This is a genomic window from Dermacoccus sp. BD5, assembly GCF_044878485.1.
In the GTDB taxonomy this organism is placed as follows: Bacteria; Actinomycetota; Actinomycetes; order Actinomycetales; family Dermatophilaceae; genus Dermacoccus; species Dermacoccus nishinomiyaensis.
Map to the genome: position 1 here is coordinate 140755 of NZ_JANJER010000007.1, position 14908 is coordinate 155662.

Genomic DNA, 14908 nt, shown 5'->3' on the forward strand with positions numbered 1-14908 from the left:
GCCCCCTGCCCCACTGCACCCATGACGGGCGTCATCGTATGTCGTCGGCGGGAGGGTCGAAGAACTCCCCCACGACCTCCCGCACCCGCGCGCGGTGCCCCCACAGCAGCCCGTGCTCGTCGAAGACCTCGAGACGCGCGTTCGGCAGATGCTGCGCGAGACGCTCGGCCGAGCTCACCGGGTGCACCTCGTCGCCGCGCTGGGCGAGGATGAGCACGGGCAGCTCGAGGCTGCGCAGCGCCTCGACGTCGGCGACCGGGACGGCGTGCGGCATGTCGCGCAACGCCTCGGCCATGCCGGGGCGCAGGAACACCTCGGTCTGCTGATCGACCCAGGCCTGCGCCGCGTCACTTCCACGCGCCGACGCCGGCAGCTCGCGCTCCAGCTGGGCACGGATCGTGGCGGCGTCGCCGTCACGCGAGGCCTGCGCCATCGCCTCGTAGCGCACGAGGCCCACGCTGTTGCGCGGCGAGTCGACGACGGCGGGGATCACGAGGACGACCCGCTCGAAGCGTCGTGGGTCGCGCAGCAGGACGCGCAGGATCGAACCGGCACCCATCGAAACACCCAGCGCCCGCGTCGCCGCGACATGGTCGCTGACGGCCAGGAGTTCGTCGGCGGTGTGGTCGTAGTCCCACCCGTCGAACGCCGGCGCCGAGCGGCCGTGCGAACGGAAGTGGAAGAAGACGCGCGTGCCCGAGACGCCCGAGGCGTACGGACGCGTCGAGGGGATGGAGGCGCCCATGCCGTGCGCGAACACCGTCACCGGCTCCCCGCGACCGGAGCGCACCACCTCGAGCGGGCCGCTCGGGCCGTCGACGAAATCAGCAGCCACCGCGGATCACCAGGGGCCGTACGGGCCGTTGGAATTCGGCTTGTTCGGTCGGACGATGGGTCGGACGTCGGCGAGGAACACCCCGGCGGCGACGATGCCGATGATGCCCGGCAGGCTGACGGGCCGCAGCAGCGAGATGAAACCGAGCAGGACGGCGACCGCCGTGATCGCCAACCACGCGGGCTTCGAGAGCTTGCCGTGCACCTGATACATGATCGCCGAACCGCGCGCGGCCTCGATGAGCGCGAAGATCTCGACGCCGAGCACGATGACGCCCAGCGCCACCATCGCGTACGCCTGGATCTGAGAGATGACCTCCATGCCTCCAGCCTAGGCGAGAGGTCCGACAACCCGCGCCGGACGGGGCGTTCTCGAGGTGGCGGCCGGGGACGTCGCTCTCACACTTCGACGACGACGGTGAACGGCCCGTCGTTGACGAGGCTCACACGCATGTCAGCGCCGAAGCGGCCCGTCGCCACGCGCAACCCCTCGCCGCGCAGCGCCGCCACGACGGCGTCGACGAGCGGTTCCGCGACCTCACCCGGCGCAGCCGCTCCCCACGACGGGCGCCGACCCTTGCGCGTGTCGCCGTACACCGTGAACTGGCTGACGACGAGCAGGCGGGTGCACGCCTCACCTGTCTCGAGGTCGCCCGCGTGCAGGTCGCTGACGCTTACCTCCCCGGGCATGATGCGCAACCCGGCGATCTTGCGCGCCATCGCCGCGACCTGGGCGCCGCCGTCGTCATGGGTGGCGCCGAGCAGGACGACGACGCCCGGCGCGTCGAGCCGGCCGACGACCTCGCCCGCGACGCTGACGCTCCCCTCGAGCGCTCGCTGCAGGACGGCCCTCATCCGTGCGTCGCCGCGAGCGAACCCGTCGTGGGCTCCGGCAGCACGGCCGTGACAGCGCCCACGGGCTCACCGTGGCCGAGGATCGGTGCCGACGCGAGATCGTCCAGTACCGGCGCGTCCACCCCCATCGTCCGCAGGATCGCCGCAGCCACGACGGGGCGCACGCGCTGGGAGCCGTCGGCGATCTTGACGCTGACGCCGCGTCCGTCGGCGAGGCCGATCGCGTAGACGGCCTCCGCCCCGTCCTTCGCGATGAGGCCGTCGACGCCCTCGACGAGTTTCGTGACGTCGCGGCGTGTGCCCCCGAGGTAGCGCGGCGCGGCGCGCATCGCGTCGGCCACCCGCGCCTCTGCGCTGCCGGGCGCCGCCGCGGCAAGTCGCCCGAAGGCACGCGCCAGCCCGGCCATGCTCAGCGTCATGACGGGAGCACCACAACCGTCCACGCCAGTCGCCTCGACGGTGTCGTCGGCGATCTGCTCGAGCGTGGTGGCCATGAGTCGCTGCAGCGGGTGGTCGACGTCGCGGTACGTCGTCGTGTCCCAGCCGTTGACGACGCACGTCGCGAGCATGCCGGCGTGCTTGCCGGAGCAGTTCTGGGCCAGCGACTCGGGCTCGCGGCCCTCACGCAGCCACTGGCGACGATCGACGTCGTCGTACGGCAGGTCGGGGGTGTTCTGCAGGTCCTCGACGCTCAGGCCGTGCCGTTCGAGGATGCTGCGCACCCCCTCGAGGTGGAAGCGCTCACCCGAGTGGCTCGAGCACACGAGCGCGAGCAGCTGCGGCGGCAGATCGAGGCCGGCACCCACCATCGCGAGCGCCTGCAACGGTTTGTTCGACGAGCGAGGATAGATGACGGCGTCCGGCTCGCCCCACGCGGCCTGAACGGCCCCCTCGGCAGTGGTGACGCACGCGAGCGCACGGTGGACGGACTCGACGAAACCCGAGCGGTCGACGCGGGCCATGACCGGCGCCCCGGCGAGCATTGCGGTGATCTGATCAGCGGTGGGCGAACTCATGCTCCGACCTTACGGGCTGGCGCGGGCATGACGAAGGCCCGTCACTCCCCCAGGGAGCGGCGGGCCTTCGTCTGCGACTAGCCGAGGCTAGATACGGTCAACCTCAGTGGTTGTCCTTCACGTCGCGAACCTTGTCCTTGGCCTTGTCGGCGAAGGAGCGGTCGTCACCGTCGCGGACGCCGTCGGTGCCACGGACATCGTCGGTGCCACGCGTGCCCTCGACTCCGTTCTCGACGCGGACCTCTTCGTGACCGACCTCCGCCTGGACGCGCTGCGTCTCCTGGACCTGGTCGACGTCGAGGCCGACGCGCTCCGTGGCGACGGTCTCCTTGTCGACGACCGGTCGCTCCTCGTGCAGCGTCACCGTCTGCGTCTCCTCGCCGAGCTGGACGTTGCCGTCGACGCGCTCGTTGACGGGCTCACGGGTCACGTGAACCTCTTCGCGGGTGACGGGGACGTCGACCTGCTGCTGCTCGGTGACGACGTACTTGCGCAGGCGAGCCTTGCCGGCCTCACGACGCTCCTTGGCGACGTTGAGGCGCTCCTCGTGAAGAACGACGCCGTTCTCGTCGCGCTCGAGGTTGCGCTCGTCACGCTCGACGCGACGCTCGTCGTGCTCTTCCTTGCGGAACTCGTGGTCGGCGCGAGCCTCGTCGACGTGACCCTCCACTCGGTCCTTGGCGTCGTGGTCGTGGTGACCGGCGGCGTAACCGGCGGTTCCGGCCGTGCCGGCGGCAGCGGCGTCGCGGCCGTCGAAGTCACGACGGTCACCGTCGTGCGTCGTGCCAGCGTTCGACAGGCCGTAGTAGCGGTAGAGCGCCTCTTCCTGCTCGACGTCGAGGTGCTTGTCAGCGTCCTGACGCGGGGCGTCCTTGATCTTGGCCTTCGTGTAGGGGAGGTGCAGGTCCTCACCCTCGACGCGGGCGCCCTCGAGCGGGACGAAGGACTCGGAGGTACCGAACAGGCCCGTGTTTACCGTGACCCAGGCGGGCTGGCTCGTCTGGTCGTCCAGGTAGACCTCGCCGACCGAACCGATCTTGTCGCCGTCGCTGTCGTAGGCCTTGCCGGATCGGGTGGCCAGAACGTCGTCAACGGAAAGCATTTTCGTTCTCCTTCGTGATGGCGGATGCACGCCGATCCGACCGGATTCGCATCCGTCCAGGTCGCCGTGCGGCTTGGCATCAGCCGATCATTTTTCCTGGCCGCTGTCACCACCCCCGGCCGCGAAAGGGGTCTGGACAGGATGCAACCTGGGGGTCTCCTCCGCGTCACCCGCCCCCCGGATCTCACCCGTGGGAGTGGACCCTGACACGCTTCAGGGCCATTTAGCGGCCTCATGGGGGTGAGAGCTCCACCCCTATGGCCAATACAGACATCCGCTACCCATCAGTTTTGTGACATGAATCACATTTTGTGCATCCTGTCCCGGTAGACTCATCTGAGACCCTGCACGGTCAGGACCCCTTGACCCCGCCCCGAGCATCACGGCCGCGAACACTCAGGGCGCGACGATGACGGTCTGCGCGGCGGCCACCCCGCCGATCAACAGCGGCGCGTCGGCCGGGGTAGAGCGCTTGAGCACGACGAGGCCGATCGGCCCGTCGATGTGGTGACGCGCCACTGACGTCAGCCGACCCGCAGCACGGGGGGCTCCGGGCACCATGACCTCGGCGCCGACCTCGGGAAGCGTGTGGTCGCTGCCGTCGAGATGGACGAACGCCAACCGCCGCGGCGGGCGACCCAGGTTGTGGACGCGGGCGACGGTCTCCTGCCCCCGGTAGCACCCCTTCTGCAGATGCACGGCGCTGCGCAGCCAGTCGAGCTCGTGCGGAATGGTCCGGTGGTCGACCTCGAGCAGCCCGTCAGGACGCCAGGCCGCGACGCGCAGCGCCTCCGCGGCCCACAGACCCGCCGGCTGAGCCTTGGCGAAGACCGCCTCGAACCGCTCGCGCGGCACGATGAGTTCGCGCCACCGACGCTCCGAACCAGGGTGCTGCGCGCTCGGACCGTACGCCGCGCTCATGGGGCCGAGCGCCGGCCACGGGTCACGCCAGGCGATGACGCCGGTCTCCCGCACCTGCTCGGGGGTCGACTCCTCGTCGTTCACCTCACCGATGACTGCGTGTTCGTCGGAGACGTCTGCCACCTCGACGCGCAGCATGAACTGCATGCGTCGCAGCCATGCGGCCAATTCGGCGCTGCGACCGGGATCGGTCGTCAGCCACGTCGCCTCGCCGTCGTCGACGACGTGCAGGGCGAACTCGACGTGCCCGTGCGGGCTGAGCACGAGCGTCTCCGTCGAGGTGAACGGCGCCAGGTCGGCGAGGTGCTGCGTCGTCATCGAGTGCAGCCAGGAGAGGCGGTCGGGGCCGGCGACCCGCACGACGCCGCGGGCCGACAGGTCGACGTGAGCCCGGCCCTGCTCGAGCGCGCGCTGCTCCGCGAGCGGGTTGCCGTAGTGGGCGGGCACCGACGCCCAGACGCCGTCGGCCGCCACGGCGCCGGGCAGGTCGAGGGACGGCGAGCGGTCACCCGTGTGGGCCGCATCATGCTGCGACGCGGGGGCGTTCGCCGTCGCGCCGACATGGGCGGCGTCGACGGTGTCCGGATTCATGGCCCGATCCGCGTCCGAGACCTCAGGGGGCAGGGGCTGCATATCACTCACCGCACCACCGTACGCGTGGGTCCGCGCGGCTCCCAGGTGAGCCTCGGTCGGCCCACCTATGCTGGGGCCATGTCAGACGAGACCTCGATGCCGCACGCCGACGACGCGCCCGGCACCCCGGGCCCTTCGCCCCACGACGGCACGAGCGCGACGGGCGAGACGAGCGACGGCGCCCGCTCTCGCGCGACGAAGGCCCCCGGCCGGCGACGGAGGCGTAGCAAGCTGCGTGTCCTGCTCTACACGCTGCTCGCGCTGCTGCTCATCGTCGCCCTCGTCATCGGCGGGTTCTTCCTGTACCTCAAGTACGTGTTCGACTCGAACGTCTCGCGCGAGAAGCTCCTGCCGAGCTCGAACGTGACGCGAGACGCCGCGGCCGGGGACGCCCAGAACATCCTGTTGCTCGGCTCGGACAGCCGTAACACGAGCCTGCGTGACGGAAGCCGTTCCGACGTCATCCAGCTCGTCCACATCAGCAACGACCGCAAGCGGGTCTCCGTCGTGCACTTCCCGCGCGACTACTACGTCGACATCCCGGGCCACGGCAAGAACAAGATCAACGCCGCCTACGCGTACGGCGGCCCGACCCTGCTCATCCAGACGATCGAGAAGGCGACGAACGTCCACATCGATCACGTCGCGCAGATCGGGTTCAAGGGCTTCGAGAAGCTCACCGACGACATGGGCGGCGTCGACATCTACGTGCCGCAGGCCTTCGACGAGAAGGGATACGGCAGCTGGTCCAAGGGCATGAACCACATGAACGGCACGCAGGCCCGCCACTACGTCCAGGAGCGTCACCAGCTCAAGAACGGCGACATCGACCGTGGCAAGAACCAGCAGGCCTGGATTCTCGCCATGTTCAAGAGGGCCAAGACCCAGGGCGTCCTGACCAACCCGGTGACCATCACCAAGCTCGTCGGCGACATCTCCGACAACTTGGCCGTCGACGACGGATTCACCTCTGGGTACATGACGAGCCTCGCCTACAGCCTGCGCGACCTCGACACGCAGAACATCACCTTCTACACGGCGCCGTACACCGGTTTCGGCAACGAGGGCGCCGCAGGATCGGTCGACTACGTCGATGAGGCGGGCCTCGAGAAGCTGAGCGACGGCCTGCGCAAGGACGACATGTCCGGCGTCCCGAACGGACGCGTGGGCGCTGCGAGCTGAGGCCCAGGACGCGGAAAGCCCCCGCGCGCGGCTCGATCGAGAGGCACGTCACCGGATAGCCTGGTGCCGTGCCTTTCGAACTTGATGTCAACATGCCCATCGAACTCGCCCCCCTTGCCTGGCTCGTCGGCCGCTGGGAGGGCGCCGGTGTCATCGGCTACCCCGGCATGGAGTCGGCCAACTTCGGCCAGGAACTCGTCGTCAGCCACGACGAGCGCCCCTTCCTCGAGTGGCACTCGCGCATGTGGAAGCTTGACGAGCAGGGCAACAAGACGGACGCCATCGACACGGAGTTCGGCTACTGGCGCCCGCTGGAGAACAACGAGGTCGAGTTCATGGTGACGCACCCGAGCGGCATCGTGGAGATGTACTACGGCAACACCTCCCCCGCGAAGATCGAACTGCGCACCGACGGCGTCATCCGCTCGCCGCAGGCGCCCGAGTACACGGCCGGCGCGCGCATGCTCGGCTACGTCAACTCCAACCTCATGTGGGCCTACGACGCGGCGCTCAACGGCGAACCGCTGCAGAGCTACGCCTCGGCCGAGCTCAAGCGCGTCGACTGACGTTCTGCGCTCCTGCCTGACGCGCCGATGGGCGCCGCTCCCCTCACCGGGCGCGGCGCCCATCGGCGTTCGGGGTGGTTCGAGCGGCAATCGTTTCGAGCGGCAACCGTGCCGACGACCCGGTGCGGACAACCGGGCTGCGGGCGATCAGACGAGACGCGCCACCGCGACGGGCACGAGGCCACAGACGAGGACGCACGCACACCCCGCGGCGATCTGCGCCCGCGTGTGGGCGGACGTCGCGAGCGTCACCGTCGTACGCAGGCACGCCCATGACAACAGGCCCGCCGCGCCACCAGCCAGGGCGGCCGACGAGACCGATGCGCCCGCGATGACGGCGCCGCACCCGGCGATCGCGCCGAGCATGCACTGCGCCGCACCCAGTTCGAGGCGCCGTGACGTCGCCCCCGCCACGCCGTCGAGGACGCTGCCGACGAGCGTCGCGAGGCCTGTGGCGAGCATGAGGTGACGCGTCTGCGACGAGTCGGCGGCGTCGATGAAGTAGGCGCCGGCCCCGAGCACGCCGAGGCCGAGCGCCGTCCCGGCGAGCGTCATGACGAGGCGCGGACGCCCGTCCTGGCGCAGCAGTTGGTGCAGGAAGCTCGCGATGAGACCGACGCACAGGACGGCACCGGCCCACCGCGTGCGGTCTCCGACATCGCTGGCAAGCATCGTGACGGCGAGGGCGGCGGCGGTGCCCACGAGCACCGAGGAGGTGCCGCGCGGGCTCGGCAGATCGACGAGGCGCGGCCACCCACAAGCGAGTCCGCACCCGAGTACCACGAAGACGAGCGCAATCAGCGTCACCGGCGTGAAGGACGCCGCGCAGATCGCGGCGGACGCAACAGCTCCGGCGCACGCGCCGGAGGCGCGCATCGACGGCGTCGGTGGTTTGGCGGAGCTCACGCGCCCATCCTCGCATCCCGCGCGCCGGCGCTCATCCCCTGACGGCTCATCCCCCGACGAACGGGGGCAGCACCTCGACGACGTCTGCCGGCTCGAACGAGGCGTCATCGGCGAGGCGACGGCCGCCGTGCAGCAGGCTGCAGCGTGCGAGCACGGCCTCGATGTCGGGGTGGGCCCGCATGATGAGCGCGCGTACGTCGCGGCCGGTGAGCTCGGGGCTCTGGGGCGCCTCACCCACCGCGAGCGGCAGGTTCTCCTCGTCGCACCCGGCGGCCTGCGCCGCACCCGCCCAGTAGCGCACCCGCACACTTGGGCGAGCGTCCACGTCTGTCGTCATCCGATGTTCCATCCTTCGACCATGCTCCTGCAGCCTCTCCACGCTAACCGTAGTCTTGACGCGTGGCGCACCTCCTGCTTCTGACGACGGCTCGCGGCGCGAGCGTCGAGGTGCTTCCTGCTCTGGGGCTGCTGAGCCACCGGGTGCGCGTGAGCACGCCCGACCCGGATCGGCTCGCCGCTCCGCTCGACGCCGACGTCGTCATCGTCGACGCGCGCACCGACCTCGTCGCGATGCGCGGCGTCACCCGCATGGTCGAGGCCGCGTGGCCGGGTACGCCCGTCCTGGCCATCTTCACCGAGGGCGGCCTCGTCGCACTGACCCCCGAGTGGTTGATCAGCGACGTGGTCCTCGATGTCGCGGGCCCTGCCGAGGTCGACGCCCGCATCCGTCTAGCTCTGGCCCGCGCCGGTTCGCAGCCCGACGAGGCGAACACGCAGATCACCGCCGGCGACCTCGTCATCGACGAGGAGTCGTACTCGGCGCGGGTGCGTGGGCGGTCGCTCGACCTCACCTACAAGGAGTTCGAGCTGCTCAAGCACCTCGCGCAGCACCCGGGGCGGGTCTTCACCCGCGCGCAGTTGCTGCAGGAGGTCTGGGGCTACGACTACTACGGCGGCACGCGTACCGTCGACGTCCACGTGCGGCGGTTGCGGGCCAAGCTCGGAGCCGAGCACGAGACGTCGATCGGCACGGTCCGCAACGTCGGGTACCGCTTCGTCGATGGTGGCGTGAACGGCGCGTGACGCTTCCGTCCGGCCGACGCGAGCAGCGCTCCCGGCGCGATCTTGGCTTCTGAATCTCCCGTCGTTCCGCGGTTGTCACCCGTGCGCGCTAGCGTGAACGCCATGAAGATCGACGCACAGAACCTCGACGTCCACCCGGCCCGCCCCGACGAGGTCGACGCCGTGCTGGCGCTCGCGCGCTCCGCGGCGAAGAGCGACGGGGTGGCCGCCCTCAACGAGGAGTCGCTGTTCGCGCTCGAGCGCCTCGCGCCACCGGCCCGCATCCTCGTCGCCTCCCGGGAGGGCTCACCGGTCGGCGTGCTCGTCGACGCGCAGTCAGATGCAAGCGGATGCGATCTCGTGACGGCGCCCGACGCCCGCCGCGCGGGTGTCGCACGGGCTCTGCTCGTGGCCCTGGACGAGTCCAGGAGCGATACTGCGACGCCCGTACGCCTTTGGGCCCACGGCGATCTGCCCGCTGCCCAGGCGTTCGCCGCGAGCCTCGGTGCGCGCAAGGCGCGCGAGCTGTGGCGCATGACGCGTCCGCTCACCGCCGACGAGACGTTCGACGTCGCCCTCCCCGCGGGCCTGGTCGCGCGCGGTTACGACGGCAGCGAGCGCGAGGCGCAGGCCTGGGTCGATCTCAACGCGCGCGCCTTCGCGCATCACCCCGAACAGGGGCGCATGACGCTCGCCGACTTCCGCGAGCGCGAGGCGCAGGAGTGGTTCGACCCGGCGGGTCTGATCCTCGTGTGGGACGAGGCGAGCGGAAAGCTCGTCGCCTCACACTGGACGAAGCACGAGACGGGCGACGAGGCCGGCGAGGTGTACGTCGTCGCGGTCGCACCCGAGTGTCAAGGACGAGGCATCGCCGGGCCGCTCACTGCCCTCGGCCTGGCTCACCTGCGTGACGCGGGGGCGAGCAGTGTCGAGCTCTACGTCGAGGGCGACAACGAACCGGCCAAGGCCACCTACGCGCGGCGTGGGTTCGTCCGCGCTGCCCACGACGTGATGTACGTCCACACGCCTGCCCGGGCGATGTGAAGATAGAGCCATGAGCACTGCGCCCAAGACCGCCGCCTCCAAAGAACCGCAGGATGCGGGCCGCGACGACGACTCGGCGCCCGAGACCACTCCCTCGTCTCCGTCGACGGCCGTCGCCCGGTTCAAGCCACGCGCGGCCTCTCGTCCGCGCAACGTCGCGCGCTCGGCGGCCACGACGGAGAAGGCGAAGTCGACGAAGACCGCCTCTGCTGACGAGCCGGAGCTGCCCGCAGACCGTTTCCTCGACCGCGAGATGTCGTGGCTGCAGTTCAACGAGCGCGTCCTGCAGCTGTCGACCGACCCGAACGTGCCGCTGCTCGAGCGCGCCCGCTTCCTGTCGATCTTCTCCTCGAACCTCGACGAGTTCTTCATGGTGCGTGTGGCGGGCCTCAAGCGCCGCATCGCCGCCGGCCTCGCGGTGCGCTCGGCGTCCGGTCTCGAACCGCGTGAGCTGCTCGACGACCTGACGCGTGCCTCGCACGACCTCATGGATCTGCACGCCGGCATCTTCCAGCGCCAGGTCCGCCCGGCCCTGGAGGAGGAGGGCATCCGCCTGCTCAAGCTCTCGCAGCTGACGGACGCGGACCGTGACTACCTGGGCACCTACTTCGGGGCGCAGGTCTACCCCGTCCTCACCCCGCTGGCCGTCGACCCGGCGCATCCTTTCCCATACATCTCGGGCCTGTCGGTCAACCTCGCGGTGCTGCTCATCGACCCCAAGACGGGCCGCGAGCACTTCGCTCGCGTGAAGGTGCCGCCGTTGCTGCCACGCATGGTCAAGCTGCCGACTGGCGAAGGCGAGGACCCGCTGTACGACGCGCGCTTCGTCACCCTCGAGGACGTCATCGCCGAGCATCTCGACGTGCTGTTCCCCGGCATGGAGGTGCACGAGCAATTCACCTTCCGCGTCACGCGCAACGAGGATCTCGAGGTCGAGGAGGACGACGCCGAGAACCTGCTCACCGCCCTCGAGAAGGAGCTGACGCGACGCCGTTTCGGCGCGGCGGTGCGTCTCGAGGTCGCCGACGACATGGACGATCACGTCCTCGACCTGCTGACGCGTGAGCTGGGCGTCAGCGACGACGAGGTCTTCCGCCTGCCCGAGCCGCTCGACCTGCGCGGCCTCGGTGACATCGCCGATCTCGACCGCAGCGAGCTGCAGTGGCCGCGGTTCATGCCGAAGACCCACCCGCTGCTCGCGCCGGTGGAGCGCTCAGAGGCCCCCGACATCCTCGGCGCGATGCGTTCGAGCGACATCCTGCTGCACCACCCCTACGACTCGTTCTCGACGTCGGTGCAGGCGTTCGTCGAGCAGGCCGCAGCCGACCCGGACGTGCTCGCCATCAAGCAGACGCTGTACCGCACGAGCGGCAACTCGCCGATCATCTCGGCACTCATCGACGCAGCGCAGGCCGGCAAGCAGGTGCTCGCCGTCGTCGAGATCAAGGCGCGCTTCGACGAGGAGAACAACATCACGTGGGCGCGCAAGCTCGAGCGCGCGGGCGTGCACGTCGTCTACGGCATGGTCGGGCTCAAGACGCACGCGAAGCTGTGCCTCGTCGTGCGGCATGAGGGCGACGGCATCCGCCGCTACTGCCACGTCGGCACCGGCAACTACAACCCCAAGACGGCTCGTCTCTACGAGGACCTCGGGCTGCTCACGACCGACCCCGACGTGGGCGAGGATCTGGGCCGGCTGTTCAACCAGCTGTCGGGCATGGCGCCGCGCGCCAAGTTCAAGCGCCTTCTCGTGGCGCCGCGTTCGGTGCGTTCCGGTCTGATCGAGCAGATCGACCGGTGCATCGAGGCGGCCAGGGCCGGCAAGGCCTCGAGCGTGTCACTCAAGGTCAACTCCATCGTCGACGAGCAGATCATCGACGCCTGCTACCGCGCCTCGCAGGCCGGGGTGAAGGTCAACGTCCTCGTGCGCGGCATCTCCGCGCTGCGTCCGGGCGTACCCGGGCTGAGCGAGAACATCGAGGTGCGCTCGATCCTCGGGCGCTTCCTCGAGCACAGCCGTGTGTTCGTCTTCGACGTCGAAGGCCAGGAGCCGATCGCCTACATCGGCAGCGCCGACATGATGCACCGCAACCTCGACCGCCGCGTCGAAGCCCTCGTGCGGCTGACGGACGAGCGTCAGGTCGCCACGGTCGTCGACCTCGTCGCCACCGGCATGAGCCCGCAGACCTCGTCGTGGCGTCTCGACGCCGAGGGCCGCTGGATCCGGGAGAACCTCACGCCCGACGGCGCGCCGAAGAACGACTACCAGGCCGATCTGATCGAGGCGTACTCGAAGCGTCGTCGCAAGGCCCGCCGGCGGTGACGCGCGGCAAGAACCCCGAGCTGGTGCCTGCTGCCGGGGCGCTCGTGTGGCGCCGCCGCCGCAGCGGCATCGAGGTGGCGCTCGTGCACCGTTCGCGCTATGACGACTGGTCGTGGCCGAAGGGCAAGCTCGACCCCGGTGAGACGTTCGCTCAGGCCGCTGCGCGTGAGGTGCTCGAGGAGACGGGGCTGCGGGTGCGTCTCGGCATCCCCCTGCCCGAGCTCGTCTACGGCCTCGACAACGGCGCGACGAAGCTCGTCCGGTACTGGGCCGCCCAGGTCGTCGGCGGCAGCGGAGTGCTCGAGCACGAGGTCGACGAGGTGCGCTGGCTCGACGTCGAGACGGCTCGACGAACGCTCACCTACGCACGCGATCGCATCCCCCTCGACGCCCTGCTCGAAGCCGAGCGTGACGGCCGCCTCGAGACGTGGCCGCTGCTGCTCGTGCGTCACGCCCATGCCCAGGCGCGCGCCGCGTATCGGGGTGACGACGACGCCCGCCGCCCGCTGAGCGTGCGCGGCCGCGCACGGGCCGCTGCGCTCGTCCCCGTCCTCGGCGCGTGGGCTCCTGAGCGCGTCGTGTCGTCGTCGTCGACGCGGTGCGTGCAGACGGTCAAGCCGTTCACGTCCGCGAGCGGGACGCGGTTGCAGACGAAGAGCGCGCTGTCGGAGGAGACCTTCGCCGCTCGTCCCGAGAAGGCGGCCCGCCAGTTGACGCGCGCCCTCGAGCGCGCCGATGCGACGGCGTTGTGCACTCACCGCCCCCTCATCCCCGATCTCGTCGCGGGGTTGTCCGCACTCGCGCCGACCGGGTCGGCGACGCGTCGCTGCCTCGGCCACATCAAGGCGCACGGGATGGACAAGGGCGAGGTGCTCGTCTGTCAGGTCCTCGGTGGCGGCCAGGAGGCGCAGATCGTCTCGGTGGAGCGTTTGCGCACCCCACCCCGGGAACGCTGAGCACCGATTTCGACCGGCAATCTCCCACTGCCCCAAGGCCTCTCACACCCCTCAGACTGCGTTCACTCAACGTTTACCTCGAAGGGGGATTCGCGACACGTGAACGACCTAGGTTCCAAGCGTCCAGGCACGTGCCCGGAAATACTTTGTGACGAGAGGTCTGTATCCCGTGAAGATCACGAGCATCGCCCGCATCTCCGGCGTCGCGCTGGCCAGCGCCCTTGCCCTGTCCGCCTGTGGCAGCGAGTCGTCTGACTCCGCCACCGACGGCGCCAAGTCCGCAGGCTCCAGCGCGACGGACGCCGCCAAGTCCGGCGGCGACTCGGGTTCGGCCGACTGCGGCAAGAAGGACCTGAAGGCCGAGGGTTCCTCCGCCCAGGACAACGCGATCCAGGACGCCATCGAGAAGTACGGCAAGACCTGCGACAACAACGTCACGTACAACGCGACCGGTTCCGGCAACGGCATCAAGCAGTTCATCGCCGGCCAGGTCAACTTCGCCGGCTCCGACTCCGCGCTCAAGACGAAGCCGAAGGACGGCAAGATCGAGACCGACGAGGCCAAGACGGCCTGCGGTTCCGAGGCCTGGAACATTCCGATGGTGACCGGCCCGATCGCCGTCTCGTACAACCTGAAGGACGTCAAGGACCCGATCACGCTGACGCCGGCCGTCCTCGCCGACATCTTCAACGGCAAGATCACGAAGTGGAACGACCCGGCGATCGCCGCGGTCAACAAGGGCGTCACCCTGCCGGCCAAGGACATCAAGGTCTTCTTCCGCTCGGACGAGTCGGGCACGACGGAGAACTTCACGAAGTACCTCGCCGCCTCCGCGAAGGACAAGTGGACGGCCGAGCCCGGCAAGAAGTGGACGGGCAAGGGCGAGGGCAAGGCCAAGACGGCCGGCGTGACCTCGTCCGTGAAGTCGACCGACGGTGGCATCACGTACGCCGAGTGGTCGGCCGCGAAGGACAACGAGCTGCAGGTCGCGAAGATCGACAACGGCGCGGGCGCCGTCGAGCTGACCGGCGCCTCGGCGTCCAAGGCCATCTCCGCCGCGAAGATCGACGGCACGGGCAACGACCTGCGCCTCAAGCTCGACTACGCGACGAAGGAAGCGGGCGCCTACCCGATCGTCCTCGTCACGTACGAGGTCGTCTGCTCGAAGTACAAGGACGCCGAGATCGGCAAGTCCGTGAAGTCGTTCCTCACCTACTTCGCCGGCGACGACATCCAGAAGAACCTCGAGTCCCAGGGTTACGCGCCGCTGCCGGCCGACATCCAGGGCAAGGTCAAGACGGCCGTCAACGCCATCCAGTGACGCACAGCGCCTGACGGGGTGGGGGGGGGGGGGGGGGGCCCCCCCCCCCCCCGGGGGGGGGGGGGGGGGGGGGGGGGGGGGGGGGCGGGGGGGGGGGGGGGGGAGAAGAACCCCCGCCCCCCCCGCCCCGGGCGGAAAAAGACAGGGGGGGGGGGGGGGGGGGGGGGGGGGTGTGGGGGAGAAAAAA

General features: G+C 69.9%; 15 protein-coding genes. 7 read left to right on the plus strand and 8 right to left on the minus strand.

Annotated features, from left to right (window positions below; translation table 11 throughout):
* Positions 1-31: 31 nt before the first annotated feature.
* From NQ706_RS07445 to NQ706_RS07470, 6 genes are all read right to left on the minus strand, one after another.
* On the minus strand, positions 32-835 hold the full coding sequence (locus tag NQ706_RS07445) for an alpha/beta fold hydrolase (RefSeq protein WP_038569337.1): 804 nt from the start codon (positions 833-835) through the stop codon (positions 32-34).
* Positions 836-841: 6 nt separating this feature from the next.
* Positions 842-1156, minus strand: a complete 315-nt coding sequence (locus NQ706_RS07450) for a DUF2516 family protein (protein WP_006946484.1) — start codon at positions 1154-1156, stop codon at positions 842-844.
* Between the two features lie 77 nt (positions 1157-1233).
* Positions 1234-1689 (minus strand): D-aminoacyl-tRNA deacylase, encoded by a 456-nt coding sequence (gene dtd, locus NQ706_RS07455; protein WP_038569338.1) that lies wholly within the window; start codon positions 1687-1689, stop codon positions 1234-1236.
* On the minus strand, positions 1686-2705 hold the full coding sequence (locus tag NQ706_RS07460) for an asparaginase (RefSeq protein WP_038569340.1): 1020 nt from the start codon (positions 2703-2705) through the stop codon (positions 1686-1688). Before NQ706_RS07460 ends, dtd begins: the two co-directional genes overlap by 4 nt.
* Before the next feature lie 103 nt (positions 2706-2808).
* Positions 2809-3807, minus strand: coding sequence for a DUF2382 domain-containing protein (locus tag NQ706_RS07465; protein WP_081873735.1), 999 nt, complete (start codon positions 3805-3807; stop codon positions 2809-2811).
* Positions 3808-4203: 396 nt separating this feature from the next.
* Positions 4204-5319 carry a folate-binding protein YgfZ gene (locus tag NQ706_RS07470; protein ID WP_242686798.1) on the minus strand — a complete coding sequence of 372 codons (1116 nt, stop codon included), beginning with the start codon at positions 5317-5319 and terminating at the stop codon, positions 4204-4206.
* Between the two features lie 120 nt (positions 5320-5439).
* Here NQ706_RS07470 and NQ706_RS07475 point away from each other — a divergent pair, with 120 nt between their 5' ends.
* Both NQ706_RS07475 and NQ706_RS07480 read left to right on the plus strand, forming a co-directional pair.
* Entirely contained in the window at positions 5440-6543 is a 1104-nt protein-coding gene (locus NQ706_RS07475) for an LCP family protein (RefSeq protein WP_051806145.1), read from the plus strand.
* A 68-nt stretch (positions 6544-6611) separates the two neighbouring features.
* Complete coding sequence (locus tag NQ706_RS07480) at positions 6612-7109, plus strand: FABP family protein (protein WP_038569341.1); 498 nt, start codon at positions 6612-6614, stop codon at positions 7107-7109.
* A gap of 147 nt (positions 7110-7256) precedes the next feature.
* Here NQ706_RS07480 and NQ706_RS07485 read toward each other — a convergent pair whose 3' ends face one another.
* The gene (locus NQ706_RS07485) at positions 7257-8015 is read right to left on the minus strand and encodes a hypothetical protein (RefSeq protein ID WP_150112788.1); all 759 of its coding nucleotides are present in this window, start codon (positions 8013-8015) and stop codon (positions 7257-7259) included.
* A gap of 46 nt (positions 8016-8061) precedes the next feature.
* Entirely contained in the window at positions 8062-8352 is a 291-nt protein-coding gene (locus tag NQ706_RS07490; protein WP_038569344.1) for a hypothetical protein, read from the minus strand.
* Between the two features lie 62 nt (positions 8353-8414).
* On the opposite strand from NQ706_RS07490, the gene NQ706_RS07495 reads away from it, so the two are divergent.
* From NQ706_RS07495 to pstS, 5 genes are all read left to right on the plus strand, one after another.
* Positions 8415-9098 (plus strand): response regulator transcription factor, encoded by a 684-nt coding sequence (locus NQ706_RS07495; RefSeq protein WP_038569345.1) that lies wholly within the window; start codon positions 8415-8417, stop codon positions 9096-9098.
* 102 nt (positions 9099-9200) lie between these two features.
* A complete protein-coding gene (gene mshD, locus NQ706_RS07500) occupies positions 9201-10121 on the plus strand; it encodes a mycothiol synthase (protein WP_038569347.1) in 921 nt (306 codons plus the stop codon).
* A 10-nt stretch (positions 10122-10131) separates the two neighbouring features.
* Complete coding sequence (locus NQ706_RS07505) at positions 10132-12444, plus strand: RNA degradosome polyphosphate kinase (RefSeq protein WP_038569349.1); 2313 nt, start codon at positions 10132-10134, stop codon at positions 12442-12444.
* Positions 12441-13400: an NUDIX hydrolase gene (locus NQ706_RS07510; RefSeq protein WP_038569350.1), complete on the plus strand. Its 960-nt coding sequence runs from the start codon at positions 12441-12443 to the stop codon at positions 13398-13400. Before NQ706_RS07505 ends, NQ706_RS07510 begins: the two co-directional genes overlap by 4 nt.
* 169 nt (positions 13401-13569) lie before the next feature.
* On the plus strand, positions 13570-14721 hold the full coding sequence (gene pstS / locus NQ706_RS07515) for a phosphate ABC transporter substrate-binding protein PstS (RefSeq protein WP_006946444.1): 1152 nt from the start codon (positions 13570-13572) through the stop codon (positions 14719-14721).
* The last annotated feature ends 187 nt before the right edge of the window (positions 14722-14908 follow it).

What these genes read in the sequence shown, in the direction of transcription:
- NQ706_RS07475 (WP_051806145.1), top strand. Translation starts at nt 5,440, where the DNA reads ATGTCAGACGAGACCTCGATGCCGCACGCCGACGACGCGCCCGGCACC.
- NQ706_RS07490 (WP_038569344.1), bottom strand. Translation starts at nt 8,352, where the DNA reads ATGACGACAGACGTGGACGCTCGCCCAAGTGTGCGGGTGCGCTACTGG.
- NQ706_RS07470 (WP_242686798.1), bottom strand. Translation starts at nt 5,319, where the DNA reads ATGAATCCGGACACCGTCGACGCCGCCCATGTCGGCGCGACGGCGAAC.
- NQ706_RS07465 (WP_081873735.1), bottom strand. Translation starts at nt 3,807, where the DNA reads ATGCTTTCCGTTGACGACGTTCTGGCCACCCGATCCGGCAAGGCCTAC.
- mshD (WP_038569347.1), top strand. Translation starts at nt 9,201, where the DNA reads ATGAAGATCGACGCACAGAACCTCGACGTCCACCCGGCCCGCCCCGAC.
- NQ706_RS07505 (WP_038569349.1), top strand. Translation starts at nt 10,132, where the DNA reads ATGAGCACTGCGCCCAAGACCGCCGCCTCCAAAGAACCGCAGGATGCG.
- NQ706_RS07450 (WP_006946484.1), bottom strand. Translation starts at nt 1,156, where the DNA reads ATGGAGGTCATCTCTCAGATCCAGGCGTACGCGATGGTGGCGCTGGGC.
- NQ706_RS07460 (WP_038569340.1), bottom strand. Translation starts at nt 2,705, where the DNA reads ATGAGTTCGCCCACCGCTGATCAGATCACCGCAATGCTCGCCGGGGCG.
- dtd (WP_038569338.1), bottom strand. Translation starts at nt 1,689, where the DNA reads ATGAGGGCCGTCCTGCAGCGAGCGCTCGAGGGGAGCGTCAGCGTCGCG.